The organism is Puniceibacterium sediminis, from assembly GCF_900188035.1.
GTDB classification, from domain to species: Bacteria; Pseudomonadota; Alphaproteobacteria; order Rhodobacterales; family Rhodobacteraceae; genus Puniceibacterium; species Puniceibacterium sediminis.
This window is the reverse complement of record NZ_FZNN01000002.1, coordinates 166,573-183,788: the sequence shown is the minus strand read 5'-3', so window position 1 is coordinate 183,788 and position 17,216 is coordinate 166,573. Positions and strand designations below refer to the sequence as shown.

17 protein-coding genes and 1 tRNA gene are annotated in these 17,216 nt (G+C 58.9%); 7 read left to right on the top strand and 11 right to left on the bottom strand.

Annotation, left to right across the window (positions count from 1 at the left end; translation table 11 throughout):
• From rplK to secE, 3 genes are all read right to left on the bottom strand, one after another.
• Complete coding sequence (rplK, locus tag CHB75_RS03530) at positions 1-450, bottom strand: 50S ribosomal protein L11 (RefSeq protein WP_089269141.1); 450 nt, start codon at positions 448-450, stop codon at positions 1-3.
• Between the two features lie 129 nt (positions 451-579).
• Complete coding sequence (nusG, locus tag CHB75_RS03525; protein ID WP_089269140.1) at positions 580-1,116, bottom strand: transcription termination/antitermination protein NusG; 537 nt, start codon at positions 1,114-1,116, stop codon at positions 580-582.
• A gap of 236 nt (positions 1,117-1,352) precedes the next feature.
• Positions 1,353-1,550, bottom strand: coding sequence for a preprotein translocase subunit SecE (gene secE, locus CHB75_RS03520; protein ID WP_089269313.1), 198 nt, complete (start codon positions 1,548-1,550; stop codon positions 1,353-1,355).
• A 371-nt stretch (positions 1,551-1,921) separates the two neighbouring features.
• On the opposite strand from secE, the gene CHB75_RS03515 reads away from it, so the two are divergent.
• Positions 1,922-2,689, top strand: coding sequence for a hypothetical protein (locus tag CHB75_RS03515; protein ID WP_089269139.1), 768 nt, complete (start codon positions 1,922-1,924; stop codon positions 2,687-2,689).
• A 356-nt stretch (positions 2,690-3,045) separates the two neighbouring features.
• Here CHB75_RS03515 and CHB75_RS03510 read toward each other — a convergent pair.
• Positions 3,046-3,121 (bottom strand) — tRNA-Trp (locus tag CHB75_RS03510).
• A gap of 528 nt (positions 3,122-3,649) precedes the next feature.
• Here CHB75_RS03510 and CHB75_RS03505 point away from each other — a divergent pair.
• Positions 3,650-3,868: a hypothetical protein gene (locus CHB75_RS03505; protein ID WP_089269138.1), complete on the top strand. Its 219-nt coding sequence runs from the start codon at positions 3,650-3,652 to the stop codon at positions 3,866-3,868.
• A 42-nt stretch (positions 3,869-3,910) separates the two neighbouring features.
• Positions 3,911-4,129 (top strand): hypothetical protein, encoded by a 219-nt coding sequence (locus tag CHB75_RS03500; RefSeq protein ID WP_089269137.1) that lies wholly within the window; start codon positions 3,911-3,913, stop codon positions 4,127-4,129.
• A 280-nt stretch (positions 4,130-4,409) separates the two neighbouring features.
• Here the strand turns inward: CHB75_RS03500 and tuf are convergent, their stop codons facing one another.
• Positions 4,410-5,585 (bottom strand): elongation factor Tu, encoded by a 1,176-nt coding sequence (gene tuf / locus CHB75_RS03495; protein WP_089269136.1) that lies wholly within the window; start codon positions 5,583-5,585, stop codon positions 4,410-4,412.
• A 115-nt stretch (positions 5,586-5,700) separates the two neighbouring features.
• Positions 5,701-6,414, bottom strand: a complete 714-nt coding sequence (locus tag CHB75_RS03490) for a hypothetical protein (protein WP_176439049.1) — start codon at positions 6,412-6,414, stop codon at positions 5,701-5,703.
• Between the two features lie 241 nt (positions 6,415-6,655).
• Here CHB75_RS03490 and CHB75_RS03485 point away from each other — a divergent pair, with 241 nt between their 5' ends.
• Both CHB75_RS03485 and CHB75_RS03480 read left to right on the top strand, forming a co-directional pair.
• The gene (locus CHB75_RS03485; RefSeq protein ID WP_089269135.1) at positions 6,656-7,039 is read left to right on the top strand and encodes an ArsR/SmtB family transcription factor; all 384 of its coding nucleotides are present in this window, start codon (positions 6,656-6,658) and stop codon (positions 7,037-7,039) included.
• Positions 7,032-8,060, top strand: a complete 1,029-nt coding sequence (locus CHB75_RS03480) for a permease (protein ID WP_089269134.1) — start codon at positions 7,032-7,034, stop codon at positions 8,058-8,060. Before CHB75_RS03485 ends, CHB75_RS03480 begins: the two co-directional genes overlap by 8 nt.
• A gap of 108 nt (positions 8,061-8,168) precedes the next feature.
• Here CHB75_RS03480 and CHB75_RS03475 read toward each other — a convergent pair whose 3' ends face one another.
• The 3 genes from CHB75_RS03475 to ribA form a co-directional block, all read right to left on the bottom strand.
• Complete coding sequence (locus CHB75_RS03475) at positions 8,169-8,675, bottom strand: L,D-transpeptidase family protein (RefSeq protein ID WP_089269133.1); 507 nt, start codon at positions 8,673-8,675, stop codon at positions 8,169-8,171.
• Entirely contained in the window at positions 8,672-9,673 is a 1,002-nt protein-coding gene (locus tag CHB75_RS03470) for an LLM class flavin-dependent oxidoreductase (RefSeq protein ID WP_089269132.1), read from the bottom strand. Before CHB75_RS03470 ends, CHB75_RS03475 begins: the two co-directional genes overlap by 4 nt.
• Positions 9,674-9,779: 106 nt before the next feature.
• Entirely contained in the window at positions 9,780-10,871 is a 1,092-nt protein-coding gene (gene ribA / locus CHB75_RS03465; protein ID WP_089269131.1) for a GTP cyclohydrolase II, read from the bottom strand.
• A 153-nt stretch (positions 10,872-11,024) separates the two neighbouring features.
• On the opposite strand from ribA, the gene CHB75_RS03460 reads away from it, so the two are divergent.
• Entirely contained in the window at positions 11,025-11,711 is a 687-nt protein-coding gene (locus CHB75_RS03460) for a response regulator transcription factor (protein ID WP_089269130.1), read from the top strand.
• Between the two features lie 174 nt (positions 11,712-11,885).
• On the opposite strand, the gene CHB75_RS03455 is transcribed toward CHB75_RS03460, so the two are convergent.
• Both CHB75_RS03455 and pnp read right to left on the bottom strand, forming a co-directional pair.
• A complete protein-coding gene (locus CHB75_RS03455; protein ID WP_089269129.1) occupies positions 11,886-12,239 on the bottom strand; it encodes a cupin domain-containing protein in 354 nt (117 codons plus the stop codon).
• 188 nt (positions 12,240-12,427) lie between these two features.
• Entirely contained in the window at positions 12,428-14,572 is a 2,145-nt protein-coding gene (gene pnp, locus CHB75_RS03450; RefSeq protein WP_089269128.1) for a polyribonucleotide nucleotidyltransferase, read from the bottom strand.
• 744 nt (positions 14,573-15,316) lie between these two features.
• Between pnp and CHB75_RS03445 the strand changes: the two genes are divergently transcribed.
• The gene (locus tag CHB75_RS03445; RefSeq protein ID WP_089269127.1) at positions 15,317-16,696 is read left to right on the top strand and encodes a hypothetical protein; all 1,380 of its coding nucleotides are present in this window, start codon (positions 15,317-15,319) and stop codon (positions 16,694-16,696) included.
• Positions 16,697-17,216 lie beyond the last annotated feature (520 nt).

The following is a 17,216-nucleotide window of genomic DNA, read 5'->3' as shown; positions in this document are numbered from 1 at the left end:
TTACTTAACCTCGATGCCCATGGACTTTGCGGAGCCCAGAATGATCTGCATGGCTGCCTCAACGTCGTTTGCGCTCAGGTCCTTCATCTTTGCTTCGGCGATCTCGCGCACCTGCGCAACGGTCACCGATGCAACGGTCTCACGACCCGGCAGGGGCGAACCCTTGGGGCGGTTGCGCTTGCCAACGGGCTTCATGCCAGCGGCCTTCTTCAGGAAATAGGACGCCGGGGGCGTCTTGATGTCCATCGTGAAGGACTTGTCCTGATAGTAAGTGATCACGGTCGGGCACGGCGCGCCGGGCTCCATTTCCTGCGTCTTAGCGTTGAACGCCTTGCAGAATTCCATGATGTTGATGCCGCGCTGACCCAGCGCCGGGCCCACGGGCGGGCTCGGGTTGGCCTGGCCGGCCTTGATCTGCAGTTTCATCTTGCCAGCAAGCTTCTTTGCCATCTGGCTACTCCTTTATGTCCAACAGCCCCCTGACGCGTCAGATGGGGCCTTTTCGTTGCCGTGGTGCGGTCCGGACATCGCGTTGCCCTCGCCTTCCACGTCTCTGGCACCCTTACGGGCGCCCTACCCTCAGGCCCCCTGCTTGGTGACCTGAGTGAATTCCAGTTCGACCGGCGTTTCCCGGCCAAAGATCGAAACAGCCACCCGCAGGCGCTGGTTGTCTTCGTCCACACCCTCAACCATGCCGTCGAAATCTTCGAACGGACCGTCGTTGACCTTGACCCGCTCACCAATCTCAAAGTGGATCAGCGTGCGCGGGCTCTCTTCGCCTTCCTGCACGCGACCCAAGATAGCGGTCACTTCGGAATCCCGCATCGGCATCGGACGCCCCTGCGGGCCCAGGAAACCCGTCACGCGGTTGATCGAGTTGATCAGGTGATAGCCCCGATCCGACATCTCCATCCGCACCAGCACGTAGCCGGGCATAAAGCGTCGCTCGGTTGTGACCTTCTTGCCACGGCGAATCTCGATCACCTCTTCGGTCGGCACCAGAACCTCTTCGATCTGGTCCTGAAGCTCCTGCTCCTCGACCGCCGTCCGGATCTGTTCGGCAATCTTCTTCTCGAAGTTCGAGAGCACGCTCACCGAATACCACCGCTTCGCCATCTGGCCTCAACCCTTATTCCTGCACCGCATTACCACGGCGTCTTGTCTGTCTGCCACCAGAACAGTGACGCCTTCGCGAAAAGAAAATCGGCGCGCAACACGAATCATTGCACGCCCGTTTCGGAAGGTGTCGTGTCCACTACTCGCCGCGCCAGTTTTATTCAAGTGCTGCCGAGCGCTTTTTCATCTGATCGGGTGACTGTCTGGCCAAAGCCCGCCGAACTCCCCCGCCTATTTTAGCCGAAAAAGTTCAAAACCAGCTGCAGACCTTCCCGGATCAGTATGTCGACCGTCGCAAAGACGATTGCGGTGAGAGTCGCCATGATAAAGACCATGACGGTCGTCAGCAAAACTTCGCGCCGCGTAGGCCAAACAACCTTTGCCACTTCGGCCCGTACTTGCTGAACGAATTGTATAGGATTTGTTCTGGCCATGCGCTCTTCTCTGCTTTCGGTCTCGCGCCACATACTCGCAGCGCCCTGAGGTTTCAAGTGCATCCGCACCGGCGCCGCCGTTTCGGGCCGGGCTCTGCCCAGCACCCCGGCCTAGCCACGCGCGGTGCGAAAGCCCCACTTCGTCGCGATCTTGTGATCCAACCTTGTTGCGCGCATCGGAACCAATTGGCGCGTTGATGCATCGCGCGCATCCTTGTTATTGGATTATTCCATTGCCTATGGACCCGGTAATATCTGAAAACAAAGCCTTTTTATTGGAACGAAAGACTGGCCAACTGGTTGTTAACCCATACAGCCTCAAGACAGATTGTTCTGAAGGTTGACTGGAACAAACAACCAAGGAGTTCACGATGAAACGCTTCATGATCGCAACCGCTCTGACAACAAGCCTGGCCACTGCCGCCTTCGCCGCGACCAGTGCCGAACAGGCGCAACTCGAAGCCTTCCTGCCCTCGATTGATGCCTCCGCTCTGACCGAAGAGCAGATGACTCTGTCGGTCGAAGTGCTCAACAGTGACCTGAGCCACGACGAAAAACTGAGTGGACTGAACACCATCCTGACCCTCGGCGGCGAAATGCCGACCGAAGCCGTGCCGACAGAAGCGCAGCGTTCTGAGATTGGGCGCTATGTCGACAACATCGATTACTCCATGCTGACTCAGGCACAGATTGATTCTGCGATGCTGGCGATCAGCAACGGCGGTTCGCCGTCCGAGGTCAAAAGCCAGGTGGAGCAGATCCTTAGCACCCACACCCATGTTGGCACACCAGCAATGCCGACCGAAGCTCAGCGTGCAGAAATCGAGCGTTACGCACCGGGTGTGGATTTAACCACCGTATCTCAAGCCCAGCTCGATTCGGCCTTGTCCATCATCAGCAGCGGCTCGAATCGCTCGGATACAGCGAACATTGTCAAAGGTGTCCTGCTGGACGACGGCAAACCGCTGGGCGAAGCGAACACCGCAACCGTCGGCCAAGCAGCGATTCTGGCGCGCTACGCTCCGGATGTCAAAGTCGAGACGATGACCGAAGCACAGCTGATTATGGCTCTGGCGATCATCGACCGCGGCGGCAACGACACTGAAATCGAGGAAAAGATCCAAAACGTGTTCAAATAAGGCGCCCCCGTTCCCTGTGATCGCAGTAATTAGTCGTGATCACAGGAATGGGCGGACAATTACCTCATGGGGGTCATCTTCGGATGGCCCCTTTTTTATGTGCTCGGCACTGGGTCCATGCGTGATGGTGGCCCGAGGCCGATGCTTGGCCATATTTTTCCACAGGCAAGGTCCTGACGGTGCTTATCATGCGTCGCTGGCAACGTGGTGGCATATTGGGGGAAGCGCTCTCAATCGGTCGCGATTGCGGCCCTTGGATACCCCTCTGGTGCCCGCACCCAAACCCACCCCGGATTTCGGCACAGCCAGTGGCAAGCTGCCCCGACATCGGGAATCTTCTTCGAACTGTTATGAACTGGCAGGGGCACAGGGACTCGAACCCGGGACCTACGGTTTTGGAGACCGTCGCTCTACCAACTGAGCTATACCCCTATCGCCGAGGCGTGGACTAAGCCAACCGTCAGGTGAAATCAAGAGCCTTTCGGTCGTTCTGCTGCAATCCCTCTCCTGACCTTTTACTATCAGTCCACCCGGCCGCATGCAGGGCAGCTGGATCCTCGCCAAAACGGCAGGCATGTCTGCCGAATTGGGCTCGCTCGTTAGGCATTTTGCCCCTTCTCGGCAGTCCGGTAGCCCCCAAGACAAGGCAAATCGGCTGCTCACGTCTTTGTGTCCCACCATGTCAACGACTTGGCGCGCACTGTCCTCACGCGAACCGAGAGCAAGACAAATTGGCTTTTGCAGCCTCCAACGCCTTGTGAATAAGCCCCGCACCTTGCCTGTGCATGAGCGCACAATAGGCGTATTTAATCCTTTTATATCAAGCACAAAAGCGCGTGATCATGCGCGCGCATTTCGTGATTTCACACCGCGCATCGGGCTCCCTATCTGACACTCATCGGAAGCAAATGCCGACACACACAACCGGCCCCACGGGCCACAATACCAAGGACTACGAAAATGAAACGCACTATCCTCATCTCCGCTCTTGCCCTGTCCACTCTGGCCGGTGCCGCCTCTGCGGCCACCTCTGCCGACACTGCGATCCTTGATCGCTACGCGCCGAACATCGACGTCTCCACACTGACAAACGCTCAGGTCAGCACCCTGCTGAACATCACCAGCTCCGGCGATTCCGAAGGCGTGCAGCGCGCTTTGATCCAGCACCTCGTCAAATAATCGACCTCAAATCCGCAACTCTCCCAAATTAGGAACATGAAAATGAAACGCACTATCCTCTTCTCCGCTCTTGCCCTGTCCACTCTGGCCGGTGCCGCATCTGCTGCCACCCCTGCCGAGACCGCGATCCTTGATCGCTACGCACCGAACATCGACGTCGCGGCGCTGACAGACGCACAGGTCAGCACCCTGCTGAACATCACCAGCTCCAGCGATTCCGAAGGTACACAGCGTGCTTTGATCCAGCACTTCGTCAACTAATCCATGACTGTTCACTCATGTGAAAGTCGCCGTCCCGCGCCCTTGCTACAGCGCGAGACGGCCAAACCGAAAAGGCCGCCTCTTCCCGAGGCGGCCTTTTCACTTTTGCGGATTAAGGTCACTTCACCTTAATCCAGCTTGTGACACGGACAAAAAAGGTCCCGGACCGAAGTCCGGGGCCTTTGGCATAGTCAGGCGTTCCAGGGACTTGGAAACAGCAATCTCCAAGGGCAAGGTTCGCGTGATCTTTCCAGATCACGCCGCCCCTGCCGCTCCCAAATCACTCGATGATTTTGGAGACGACGCCGGAACCGACAGTGCGGCCGCCTTCGCGGATGGCGAAGCGCAGTTTGTCTTCCATCGCGATCGGTGCGATCAGCTCGACGTTGAATTTCAGGTTGTCACCCGGCATTACCATTTCGGTGCCTTCGGGTAGCATAACCGTGCCGGTCACGTCCGTTGTACGGAAGTAGAACTGGGGGCGGTAGTTCGCGAAGAACGGTGTGTGACGGCCACCTTCCTCTTTGGTGAGGATATAAGCTTCGGCTTCGAACTTGGTGTGCGGCAGAACCGACTTCGGCTTGCACAGAACCTGACCGCGCTCAACGCCCTCACGCTCGATACCACGCAGAAGCGCGCCGATGTTGTCGCCCGCCTCCCCGCGATCCAGCAGCTTGCGGAACATTTCAACGCCGGTACAGGTGGTCTTCTTGGTGTCGCGGATGCCCACGATTTCCAGTTCGTCGCCGACGTTTACAACGCCACGCTCGATACGACCGGTCACAACCGTACCACGACCCGAGATCGAGAAAACGTCTTCGATCGGCATCAGGAAGGGCTGGTCCACGGCACGTGCGGGCTGCGGGATGTAGGAGTCGACTGCCGCCATCAGTTCGCGGATCTTGTCTTCGCCGATGTTGGCGTCACGGCCTTCGAGGGCGGCCAGAGCCGAACCTGCGATGATCGGGATATCGTCGCCCGGGTAGTCGTACATCGAAAGGAGCTCACGGATCTCCATTTCGACCAGCTCGAGCAGTTCTTCGTCGTCCACCTGGTCGACTTTGTTCATGAAGACGACCATCGACGGGATACCGACCTGACGGCCGAGCAGGATGTGCTCGCGCGTCTGGGGCATCGGGCCGTCAGCCGCGTTCACAACCAGGATTGCGCCGTCCATCTGCGCCGCACCGGTGATCATGTTCTTGACGTAGTCGGCGTGGCCGGGGCAGTCAACGTGCGCGTAGTGACGGTTTTCGGTCTCATACTCGACGTGTGCTGTCGAGATCGTGATCCCGCGAGCCTTTTCTTCCGGCGCTGCGTCGATCTGGTCGTAGTCCTTGAAGTCACCAAAATACTTGGTGATCGCAGCTGTCAGCGTCGTCTTGCCGTGGTCAACGTGACCAATCGTGCCGATGTTGCAGTGCGGCTTGTTACGTTCAAACTTTGCCTTTGCCATCTCTTTGCAAATGCCTCGCGCTTTGGGGGGCCAGTGCAGCCCGATTTACATCGCGGGGGAGATATTGCCTCGGGCACAAAAAATCAAGCATGACATGCCTGGGTTTGGCCATCCCTCACCCGGACACGCCCGATGGCTCTGCTTCAATCATGGGAGAGAACGGCACGGTCGGGTCCGCTACGGTATGTCCCGATGTCGCCGCAGGCCTTTCGGTCTCTGGCGACATTATTGCCGATGGTACATCCGCTGTCGCCACGCCTGCCTCGGCGGCATCGACACCCGCATCCGGGCCGCCAAACCAGCCTTCCTCGAGCTGCATTCGGCGCATCCATTTCTCGATCTGAAGCGAGACGTTGTCGGACAGCAGCTTCAACTGCTCTTCCTTGCTCTGCGTCACGCCCGAGCCCACCACGGTTTTGGCAGAAACCGCTTCGAGCGCGGTGATCTGTTCGGGTTCTTCGTTCATCTTCGCCGCGTTAGCGTCATCAAAGACGGTGACTTTGATGATCACGACGGATTTCGGATTGAACACCAATGGCACGCCGGGCAAGGCGAGGACAAAGCCTTCGACACTGACCCCGATGTGGTAGAATTTGTCACCTTCATAGCGACGGAAACGCTCTTCCAATGCTGCATCGACCCCGGCAATCCATTCTTCGGCCGTGGCATCACGGGATGCAGGCCCCTGCACGATGTTGGGTGCGACGACAATGGCATGACCCAGCTTGAAATTGCCAATCGGTTCAACCGGTTTGCGCAGGTCGCGGGCACCATCGGCGCAGGCGGAGAGTCCAAGGACAAAGGCAAGGCACAGCAGGAGTCGTGACATTGAGAACCTCGTTTCTGGCAGCCTGTCCCGCATAAGGCTTTGCGCGGCGGCATGCAATCAACCCGACCCCAGCGCTAAGTCACACACCGCCATAGAAGACGACGGGCTGGAGTCTTTGTTGGCCTGAAATGCATATTCCACGTGTCGATGCGGAGAAGTGCAGGGACGACGACGCCCGTTCATTTCTATAAATATCGAAATAATGCTTGCGCGGCTCCGTCATTTCGATAATCATAGAAATATGAAAATAGAATCTCCCCAAACCACCGACACCAACGAATTTCCGCTCGAAGTTGCGGCTTCGATCTTTGCCGCGCTCGGTTCGGAACAGCGCCTCTCTGTATTGCGTGTGCTGGTGCGCGCCGGGCCGCAAGGGCTGAGCATCGGAGAGCTTGGGACCCGTTCGGGCGTGACCGGATCGACGCTGACCCATCATCTGCGCATCCTCGCTCAGGCCGGGCTGATCGCGCAGGAAAGGCAGGGCCGCAGCATCATCTGCGCCGCCGTGGCCTATGACCAGCTACAGGAACTCTCTGCCTTTCTTCTACGCAACTGCTGTGCCGATTGCCCGGACTGCAGCACCGATACCCAATCCGATACCCACAAGGAATGTGACCATGGCTGACATCACGAACCCGGCCCCGCGCCGTTTGCCACCGCTCAGCAAGCCCTGGCTTGCGGCGGCATTGATACTGGCGGTGATCGCGCTGCTGGACAACGCCCAGTTCTGGCCCACAGTCGGCTTCACTGTCACGGCGCTCTGGAACACCGCGCCCTTCATTCTGTTTGCCGTGCTCGCTGTCGCGTACCTGAAGGCCACCGGTGCCGAGAGCCTGCTGGCCCGCGCGTTTGAGGGGCGCGAGACGCGGATGATCCTGTTCGCGGCGTTGCTGGGGGGCCTGTCGCCCTTCTGCTCCTGCGAGGTAATTCCCTTTATCGCTGCCCTGCTGGCAGTCGGCGCGCCGCTGAGCGCGGTCATGGCCTTCTGGCTCGCTTCGCCGCTGATGGACCCGGCGATGTTCCTCATCACCAGCGGAACGCTAGGTTGGGATTTCGCCATGGCCAAGACCATCTCTGCGGTGGGCATCGGTCTGCTCGGCGGCCTCGGCACCATGGCCTTTGCGCAAAGTCCGGTGTTCCGTGATCCGCTGCGGGCCGAAACGCCGTCGGGTAGCTGCTGTGGTTCGCGCAAACCGTTCCGTGGGGTGCCCGTGTGGCGTTTCTGGCAGGAACCCGAACGACGTGCAGCCTTCCGCGAAACCGGTGTCAGCAATGCGCTCTTTCTGGTGAAATGGCTGACGCTGGCCTATGTCGTCGAGGCGGTAATGATCCACTACGTCCCTGCGGAATGGATCGCCGGAGTGCTGGGTGGCACCGGGATCATGCCGATCCTGCTCGGGGCTTTGGTTGGTGCGCCTGCCTATCTCAACGGATACGCCGCCGTGCCGCTGGTCGATGCGTTGCTTGCGCAGGGCATGTCGCAGGGCGCGGCCATGAGCTTTGTCATCGCGGGCGGGGTCAGCTGTATCCCGGCAGCTCTGGCAGTCTGGGCACTGGTGAGACCCCGGGTCTTTGCGGCCTATCTCGGGTTCGCAGTGGCTGGGGCAGTCCTCGCCGGCCTGGCATGGGGCGCCGTGGCGGCCTGAGACCGTTGTATCATGTGACACACACCGCCCAGTGGGCGGTGTGCATAAGATTCGGGCGGGTGCGTGGCCAATTTACTCCGCTCCCGCAGCTCGAAGCTTACACCCCGATCAGGCCAGCCCCTCTGGCACGATCACCCGGCTGCCCAATCCAATTCTCCGCGCAATGCGCAGCAGGTCCGCGCGAGCAAAGGCGATGCAGCCTTCGGTGGGAAAGCCCTTGCGCCGCTGCTGGTGCAGAAAGATCGCCGAACCGCGCCCCTTGACCGCGTGGGGCCAGTTCCAATCCGTCAACAAAACAAGATCATACAACGGGTCCGCCCGCCGCAGTCTTTCATGACTGTGTGGATAGGGCACGCGGACCATCTGGTTGTAATCCTCGTGTTCTGCATCGTCCGACCACAGATCGCCGGGCAGGATCGGCACGGCCCAGTCGGTCGGCGGCGCCATGCGATCAGGCCGGTACAGCATCCCGACGATACGGTGCACGCCAACCGGGGTCGCACCGTCACCTTCGACCTTATGTGTCGAAACGCCGCCCCGCCCTATGCTGCAGGGCCACAGACGCCCCTGAAATCGCAGGCCGCGCTGCGTCAGGACCAGATCCTCATGGGTCACGCGGCCAGGCTTTCGTTCAGTCCCTGCAATGCCTCTGCCGCGATCTCAAAGGAGCGTAAACGCGCCTTGTGGTCATGAATCTGGCCGGTCAGGATGACTTCATCCGGGCGGTGCTGCGTGATCAGATCCCCCAGCTGGCGACGCACCGTTTCGGGGCTGCCGACCGCGGTGATCCGCAGCGCCTCGTTCACTGCTGGCATCGCGTTTGCTGGAATCGCATCCTCGATCCGATCGACAGGGCGCGGAAGCTTGCCGGGCGTGCCCGTGCGCAGCCGGTAAAACGCCTGCTGCATCGAGGTTCGCAGCCTGATACCCTCAGCATCCGTGTCGGCGGCAAAGACATTCACCGCCAGCATGAAATGCGGCTTTTCCAGCGTCTCAGACGGCTGGAACTTCGCGCGGTAAATCTCGGCCGCCTGTTCAAGTGCAGCAGGCGCAAAGTGCGAGGCAAAGGCATAAGGCAGCCCGAAATGGGCAGCCACCTGCGCGCCGTAAAGCGACGATCCCAGAATCCAGAGGGGCACGTTCGTCCCCTGCCCGGGATGCGCCGCGACGGGCGCATTGGGTAATTCGGGGCCGAAATAGCTGAGTAGTTCTGCCACGTCATCCGGGAAGCGATCGCTCGCCTCCTGTCGCAGACGCAGCGCGCGCATCACCGCCATGTCACCACCGGGCGCACGTCCCAGGCCCAGATCGATCCGATCGGAGTAAAGCGTGGCCAGCGTACCAAACTGTTCTGCCACGGCCAGCGGCGCATGGTTCGGCAGCATGATCCCCCCGGCCCCGATCCGCATCGTGTTGGTCAATCCAGCCACGTACCCGATCAGAACCGAAGTCGCAGCGCTCGCGATACCCTTCATGTTATGATGTTCGGCCAGCCAATAGCGGTGATACCCCAAAGCTTCGGCATGGCGGGCGAGTTCGCCGGTATTGCGCAACGCGTCCGAGGCATCAGAGCCTTCGGGCACCGGGGCGAGATCGAGAACGGAATATTTCATGCGCGCAGTCCTTCTTTTGCCCCAAAAGTTAAGCCGCGTGTGATGCCATGCAAGAGGCCAATCCATGCGCAGCCTATGTGCGATTTTGCCGACCGGGTCGACACACCTACAGCAGGTGCCCGGATTTGGCCGCCTTCGTCGCAAGATAGGCCTCGTTATATGGGTTCTCGCCCACCTTCAGCGGCACCCGTTCGGTCACCTTGATGTCACAGGCGCGCATCATTTCGATCTTGCGCGGATTGTTGGTCAGCAGCCGCACCTGATCAAAGCCCATCCGCCGCAGGATCTGCGCGCCCAGCCGAAAATCCCGTTCGTCATCCTCGAACCCCAGCCGGTGATTGGCCTCGACCGTGTCGAAACCCTGATCCTGCAGGCTGTAGGCGCGCATCTTGTTCGCAAGGCCGATCCCCCGCCCCTCCTGGTTGAGATAAAGGAGCACTCCGGCCCCCTCCTGTCCCATCTGCGCCAGCGCCGCGTTCAGTTGCGGACCACAGTCGCATTTCAGAGAACCAAGCAGATCGCCGGTAAAACAAGCCGAATGCAACCGCGCCAGAACCGGGGCCGCGCGGTCCGGGCGGCCAATCTCGATGGCATAATGTTCGTCCGACCCATCTTCGGGCCGAAAGATGTGCAGGCGTGCATCGCGGGCTGCCCGCAAAGGGACACGCGCGGAGATCACCCGGTTCAGCGCGCTCAGTGTCAACAGATGCGGGGCGGCAACTGTCGCGTCGATCACCCCCAGATCATGCGCGCGGGCAAACCCTGCGCCATCCTCAAGCGGGACCACCACAGCGGCAGGCAGCAGCCGGGCGCTCTTGATCAGGGTCAGCGCCAGTCGGTGCAGCTCTGCAGAACCTTCGCGACGGCTTTGGAATGGGCCTTTCATCGGCGCAGAAAGATCATCCGCCGGATCCGCCAGCCCCTGAACCCAGGCCAAACCGGAATCGATCGGCAGCAGCACCCGCGCCAGATCGCCGTCGTAGGCCCGGACCTTCAGCGTCTCGGCACGCCGCTGGGTTAAAGCCAGATCCGCCGACACCCCCAGGCTGTGAACGTCCTTCAGCCGCTGCGCTGTCAGCGTCTCGACCGCCAGTACCAGAACAGAGGCACGCGCTGTACACAGCACCACCGGCACCCCCATGCGCAGATCCGCGCGGGCGCGGGCCAGAACCTCGGTCAGATCGGGTTGAAAGCTCATGCTGTCGCCTCGTGCCTCGGCCCACCTGCAACATTGGGCGCTAAATCTGTAATATTTGCCCCGCTGAAACACGAGCCCGTGAGAGCCTTGCAGCAAAACTTGTCCTTGCGGCCCGCACATCACATTTGCATCACAACACAAGGAGAAGGCAACATGGCGCAACTCAAGAACATCCTGCTGGTCGATGACGACGACGACCTGCGCGAGGCGCTCGCCGAGCAGCTGATCATGACCGAGGACTTCGAGGTCTTTGAGGCCGAGAATGGCGTCGGGGCGATGAGCCGCGCCAAGGAACAGAATTACGATCTGATCATCCTCGATGTCGGCCTGCCCGACACGGATGGCCGCGAGCTGTGCCGACTGCTGCGCAAGCAGGGCGTCAAGTCACCGATCCTGATGCTGACCGGCCATGATTCAGATGCCGACACAATCCTTGGTCTGGACGCCGGCGCAAACGACTACGTCACAAAACCATTCAAATTTCCGGTCCTTCTGGCCCGCATCCGCGCCCAGCTGCGTCAGCATGAACAGTCCGAGGATGCCGTGTTCACACTCGGGCCGTACACGTTCAAACCGTCGTTGAAGCTGCTGATCACCGATGATGACAAGAAGATACGCCTGACCGAAAAAGAGACGAATATCCTCAAGTTTCTATACCGTTCGACCGATGGAATCGTGGCGCGTGATGTCCTGCTGCACGAGGTCTGGGGATACAACGCCGGGGTGACCACTCACACGCTGGAAACTCACATCTACCGCCTGCGCCAGAAGATCGAGCCGGACCCGTCGAATGCCCGACTCCTTGTGACGGAGTCAGGCGGATATCGGCTTGTGTCCTAAGGTCGCAGTTTTTCTTTCGATTGGTGGAACCTATATGACCATCAAGCGTTGAATACCGGATCCCGTTGCATGTGCGGGTTATCGCATGCACCTCCCTGTTGGACTGGCCCGGGCTTTGCCCGGGCCTTTTTTTGTCCGGCCAGATCGCGGCTTTGGCTCTTCGACGGTATTCGTTCAGATTGTTTTACGATCGGCAGCTGTCGCGGTATCACCAGTGTTAGGGGTGCCGGTCGGCTCAATCAGCAAAAGATGTGCCTCTTTCCGAGCAAACGGGCAGTGTTCTACACCTTTCGGCACGATGAACATTTCTCCGGCCTTCAAACTGACGACTTGATCCCGAAGCTGGATGTCAATTTCGCCGTACAAGACAAGAAAGAAATCATCCGTATCGGGATGTGAATGCCATTTGAATTCACCCTCGACTTTGACGACCATAACGTCATGACCGTTGAACTCTGCGACAGTTCGAGGCGACCACGTCTCATCGAATGTGGACAGCTTTGCCGCCAGATTCACCGCTTCATCCATTGTGTTTTTCCCTATCCTCAAGTCAGGCAAAGGGTATGCGCTCCGGCTGACAGATGGCAAGTTTGTCCGAGCACCAGACCCTGCCAAGTCGCGCGCGCATTACATGAACGTCCTCAAGTCGGCCACGCCAGAACGCAAAAGCCCCCGCACATCGGCGGGGGCTTTTCTATTTTCACAATAAGGCGAGATCAGCCTTCAGCAGCTTCTTTCTGCTGCTCGGCGGTCAACTCTTCACCAGTCTCCTGGTTGACGACCTTCATCGACAGGCGGACCTTGCCGCGATCGTCAAAGCCCAGAAGCTTGACCTTCACGTCCTGACCTTCCTTGAGCACATCCGATGGATGGTTCAGGCGGCGGTTTTCGATCTGGGACACGTGCACCAGACCGTCGCGCTTGCCAAAAAAGTTCACGAAGGCACCGAAATCGACGATCTTCACGACCTTGCCGTCATAGACCTTGCCCTCTTCCGGCTCGGCCACGATGGACCAGATCATGTCGTAGGCTTTCTTGATGGCTTCGCCGTTGGGCGATGCGATCTTGATGATGCCTTCGTCATTGATGTCAACCTTGGCACCCGACAGTTCGACGATCTCGCGGATGACCTTGCCGCCCGATCCGATGACTTCCCGAATCTTGTCGGTGGGGATCTGCATCGTCTCGATGCGCGGGGCATGGACGCTGAATTCCTGCGCGCCGCTCAGGGCCTTCGACATTTCACCAAGGATGTGCAGACGACCGGCCTTGGCCTGCGCTAGCGCCTTTTCCATGATCTCGGGCGTGATGCCAGCGATCTTGATGTCCATCTGCAGCGATGTGATCCCTGCCTCGGTGCCGGCAACCTTGAAGTCCATGTCACCAAGGTGATCTTCGTCGCCCAGGATGTCGGTCAGAACCGCGTAGGAACCATCCTCTTCGAGGATCAGACCCATCGCGACGCCAGCGACAGCGGACTTGAGCGGAACACCCGCGTCCATCATCGACAGCGAACCGCCGCAGACCGATGCCATCGACGAAGAGCCGTTGGATTCGGTGATCTCGGACACGACGCGGATGGTGTAGGGGAAATCGGTGGCAGCCGGCAGAACAGCCTGCAGCGCGCGCCATGCGAGCTTGCCATGGCCGATTTCACGACGTCCCGGAGGTCCAACGCGACCAGCTTCGCCCACCGAATACGGGGGAAAGTTGTAGTGCAGCAGGAAGTTCGACTTGTACATGCCCTGCAGGCTGTCGATCATCTGCTCGTCGTCCCCGGTGCCCAGAGTGGTCACAACCAGACCTTGGGTTTCGCCACGGGTGAACAGAGCCGAACCATGCGTCCGCGGCAGCAGGCCGGTTTCGCATACGATCGGGCGCACGGTATCCAGTGCACGGCCATCGATCCGCTTGCCGGTCTTGACCACGTCGCCGCGCAGAATGTTGGCTTCAAGCTTCTTCATCGCCGAGCCAAGATTGGCATCAGCAAGCTGCTCTTCGTTCAGGGCTGCTTTGATCGCGGTCTTGGCGTCGGACAGGGCGGTCGTACGCTCCTGCTTGTCCATGATCGCATAAGCGGCGCGGATCTTGTCCTCGCCAGCGGCCTTGACGACGTCAAACAACTCCGAATAATCCGGGGCTTGGAAATCGAAGGGCTCTTTGGCGCAGGCTTCTGCCAGCGAGATGATCAGGTCCACAACCGGCTGGATCTGCTCGTGCGCGAATTTCACAGCGCCCAGCATTTCTTCCTCGGTCAGCTCGTAAGCTTCGGATTCGACCATCATCACGGCGTCTTTGGTGCCGGCGACGACCAGATCAAGGCGTTGATCGGGGTTGTCCTTCAGCTTGTGCATGTCGTCGATTTCGGGGTTCAGGATGTATTCGCCATCCGAATAACCCACGCGGCAGCCAGCGATCGGCCCCATGAAGGGCGCGCCAGAAATGGTCAGCGCAGCAGAGGCGGCGATCATCGCAACCATGTCCGGGTCGTTGACGAGGTCGTGGCTCAGCACGGTGCACATCACCAGGACTTCGTTCTTGAAGCCGGGTACGAACAGCGGGCGAATCGGACGGTCAATCAGACGCGCAGTCAGCGTCTCTTTTTCGGTCGGCCGCGCCTCGCGCTTGAAGAAACCGCCTGGCACTTTACCGGCGGCATAGTATTTTTCCTGGTAGTGGACTGTCAGCGGAAAAAAGTCCTGACCTTCTTTCGCCTTCTTGGCAAAGGTCACGTTGGCCATGACAGAGGTCTCGCCCAGAGTGGCGATGACCGAGCCGTCGGCCTGACGGGCAACCTTGCCCGTTTCCAGTGTAAGCGTCTCTTCGCCCCACTGCATTGATTTCGTTGTCACATTGAACATCTAGCGTATCCTGTAAGGGAGCACTCCCGGCCCTCCGGGTCTCCCGATGCAAATGGCGGCCCCATTGCCGCCGACTCCTTTCATCATGTCATGCGCCGGAGTCATGGCGTCACGTCTCAGATTGAACGCCATTACACCACATTTGCGGGATTTAAAACAGGCAAGGTTCCATCATTGGCATTTACCAAAACACGATAAAACTTTTGACTACCGGACATTTACATGTTCTTTGAAGCTTAGCCATGTTGCAGGGAAACCGCAGCCAATGTGCAACGTTATAAATCTCCTTGCCAGCGGCGTGTGCGGCAAAGTACTAGAGGTAGTCTGGAACTATACACTTCACCGTGCGTTGAAGGGTTAATATTACTGATTTGTGCCAAAGCGCATCAGTCCCTTAAAGCCAAATGCCAGGAACAGCGATGTTTCCGGTCATCTTCTAAATCGGCGCAGGCAAGCCAATCGGTTGTACCCAGCACCAGCAAAACAAAAGACTTCGCTCTATATAAAACGGCGGAGGTTGAAAAGAACGCCCAGAAGACTCAAGTCAGTTGTTCTTAGGCGTTTTTTAAGAATATACGGGCTTTCATGACAACGGCGACCTCTTTGCCCGCGACGTGAAGGCCTTGCAGTGCCCGGATGTGTCCAAATTTCCGGCGTCACCATGCCCACAAAGCGAAAAGCAAGTGGGGCGGAATTCAGTTTTGGGCAGAGTAAAACGTTAGATGTTTGTGAGACGCCGGTAGTATGCCCCTCTTCACCCGCCCCGTTGTGACAATGATTGCGCAGGTTCTGCTTTGCCTTTCCACGTCTGCAGCACAGGCCGCCGTGTTGACAGGCGTCGACCCATTGTCGCAAAATCTTGGTGAGCCTGTACATCAGCAGTTCCTGCCCAGTGGTGCCTCGGTCGTGACGACACATGACACAAAATCCTGCGTCGTCAGCCAGCGGATCGAGATCGAAAACTCCGTCTATCTCGACGCGAAGGGCGATCAGCTCGACTTTGACCGAATCGTGCGCAGCCCTGCCACATCAGTGCAGGCGGTTGCTACGGAAGCAGGCGAAATTTCTTTCCGGATTCAGCTGAAATACAGCGTCGCGGAAGGCACTCCCATTATTCTCGCCCTGAAGGACCGCGTTCTGGATCTGCAGGAATCGCTCGAAAAAAGCACCGATAGCCTGTTGATGACGGGTGACACGGCTGTGCTCATAGCGGCGGCATTCCGCGACGGCGTCGTAGCGACGCTGTCCAGTGTATCGCTTGATACCGGGCACTCTGTCTCTGACACTCTTCTCGCACCAGATCTCGCGGCCCTTGAGGCTTGCGCTCTCGACTTGCCATCCGGCAGCGAACTGGACGCGGAGGTTGATAACGTCATCAGGCTGCACTTCACGGCTGACCCCGAAACGACTCCATTGGCAACCTTGCCAGACCTGCGCGCTTGTCGCATGGATGACGAACCTGGCCTTCTGCATTTGGCCAAGCTGGAATCGGTAACTGGCTTCTATTCCCAGACCGACAAGATTTTTGTGGCCTTCAACGAGGATGGAACGCTTGGGCGCGCCTACATTCCCGGAATCTTTGACGGAGATTTCGGAGAATTCTGGCAGTCGGCCCGGCTCAGCCGCGCGGCGGATTCCAACGTCCCTACTGCCGCGAATGACGTAAAAGGCTGCCTTGGCTCCGCCGAAATTCACATCTGCAGCAGCCCCACGGAAGATGGAGCGTTCACCATTGGTCCATGCCTCGGAGGGGATATGCTGGATATGTTTCCCGACGCGACCGGTTTCGTCCCCGAACTCGCAGGGCTTTCGCCGTCCTTGTACGGCCCTAGCGGTGTCACCCGCGCAACATCCGGTGACTTGAGACCCGGTCGATCAGGCGGCAGATCACCGACCTCAATACCCCCGACGGAAAACCCACCCGTTATAATCACGACACCGGGATCTGTGCCGCCGACGATCAAGACCCCCACGCCGACAGATCCAAAAGGCGGAGATATACCAATCATTTCACCGGTCCCGCTACCTGCGGGGCTACTGCTTATGCTTGGCGCCTTTATGGCATTGCTTCTCGTGAGCCGACGCGCGCACATCGCCTACATTGTCCGTTCTTCGTCATTCTAAACCTCATCCTGCAGGCTAAAAATGTTTCGGACCTGCGGAAGGATTATCAAAGTACAAACCATACCGAGTACACGAAGATTCCAAGAAAAATTAGTCGAGCAACGGTGACCGCCATGGACACTTTTTGTATGTCCCGATCATGGCCGTGGTGGTGGTTCCGTCAGACCGGTGCCACTCACATAGTTCAGAACGATTTTCGGACGGACGCCGCGAAACGTCGGACAACCTTCTGACCGCGGCCTGATCATCACTACCGCGCATTTCTATGCCTCAGTCAGTCATCCCCAACGAGGATCGGCGGCATCGGCTGATTGTCCGCGGGTCGCCACGATGTCGCAGATCCGGATTTGCTGAACATCCCCACCACGCTGCTGCCAGCTCCCCCCTCCTGCGCAGGACCGGGCATTGCTGTTCGCGAGATGGATCTACGAAGGCAGCCGCTTCCCGCGAGTATCCTTCATTCATAAAACCTGCCTCCCGGGATGACGCGGGGCCTCTGGCGGCAGGCGATCTTGCTTGA

Bases quoted from the DNA above. Each gene is read 5' to 3' on its own strand.
- rplK (WP_089269141.1), bottom strand. From the start codon at position 450: ATGGCAAAGAAGCTTGCTGGCAAGATGAAACTGCAGATCAAGGCCGGC.
- nusG (WP_089269140.1), bottom strand. From the start codon at position 1,116: ATGGCGAAGCGGTGGTATTCGGTGAGCGTGCTCTCGAACTTCGAGAAG.
- secE (WP_089269313.1), bottom strand. From the start codon at position 1,550: ATGGCCAGAACAAATCCTATACAATTCGTTCAGCAAGTACGGGCCGAA.
- CHB75_RS03515 (WP_089269139.1), top strand. From the start codon at position 1,922: ATGAAACGCTTCATGATCGCAACCGCTCTGACAACAAGCCTGGCCACT.
- CHB75_RS03505 (WP_089269138.1), top strand. From the start codon at position 3,650: ATGAAACGCACTATCCTCATCTCCGCTCTTGCCCTGTCCACTCTGGCC.
- CHB75_RS03500 (WP_089269137.1), top strand. From the start codon at position 3,911: ATGAAACGCACTATCCTCTTCTCCGCTCTTGCCCTGTCCACTCTGGCC.
- tuf (WP_089269136.1), bottom strand. From the start codon at position 5,585: ATGGCAAAGGCAAAGTTTGAACGTAACAAGCCGCACTGCAACATCGGC.
- CHB75_RS03490 (WP_176439049.1), bottom strand. From the start codon at position 6,414: ATGTCACGACTCCTGCTGTGCCTTGCCTTTGTCCTTGGACTCTCCGCC.
- CHB75_RS03485 (WP_089269135.1), top strand. From the start codon at position 6,656: ATGAAAATAGAATCTCCCCAAACCACCGACACCAACGAATTTCCGCTC.
- CHB75_RS03480 (WP_089269134.1), top strand. From the start codon at position 7,032: ATGGCTGACATCACGAACCCGGCCCCGCGCCGTTTGCCACCGCTCAGC.
- CHB75_RS03470 (WP_089269132.1), bottom strand. From the start codon at position 9,673: ATGAAATATTCCGTTCTCGATCTCGCCCCGGTGCCCGAAGGCTCTGAT.
- ribA (WP_089269131.1), bottom strand. From the start codon at position 10,871: ATGAGCTTTCAACCCGATCTGACCGAGGTTCTGGCCCGCGCCCGCGCG.
- CHB75_RS03460 (WP_089269130.1), top strand. From the start codon at position 11,025: ATGGCGCAACTCAAGAACATCCTGCTGGTCGATGACGACGACGACCTG.
- CHB75_RS03455 (WP_089269129.1), bottom strand. From the start codon at position 12,239: ATGGATGAAGCGGTGAATCTGGCGGCAAAGCTGTCCACATTCGATGAG.
- pnp (WP_089269128.1), bottom strand. From the start codon at position 14,572: ATGTTCAATGTGACAACGAAATCAATGCAGTGGGGCGAAGAGACGCTT.
- CHB75_RS03445 (WP_089269127.1), top strand. From the start codon at position 15,317: ATGCCCCTCTTCACCCGCCCCGTTGTGACAATGATTGCGCAGGTTCTG.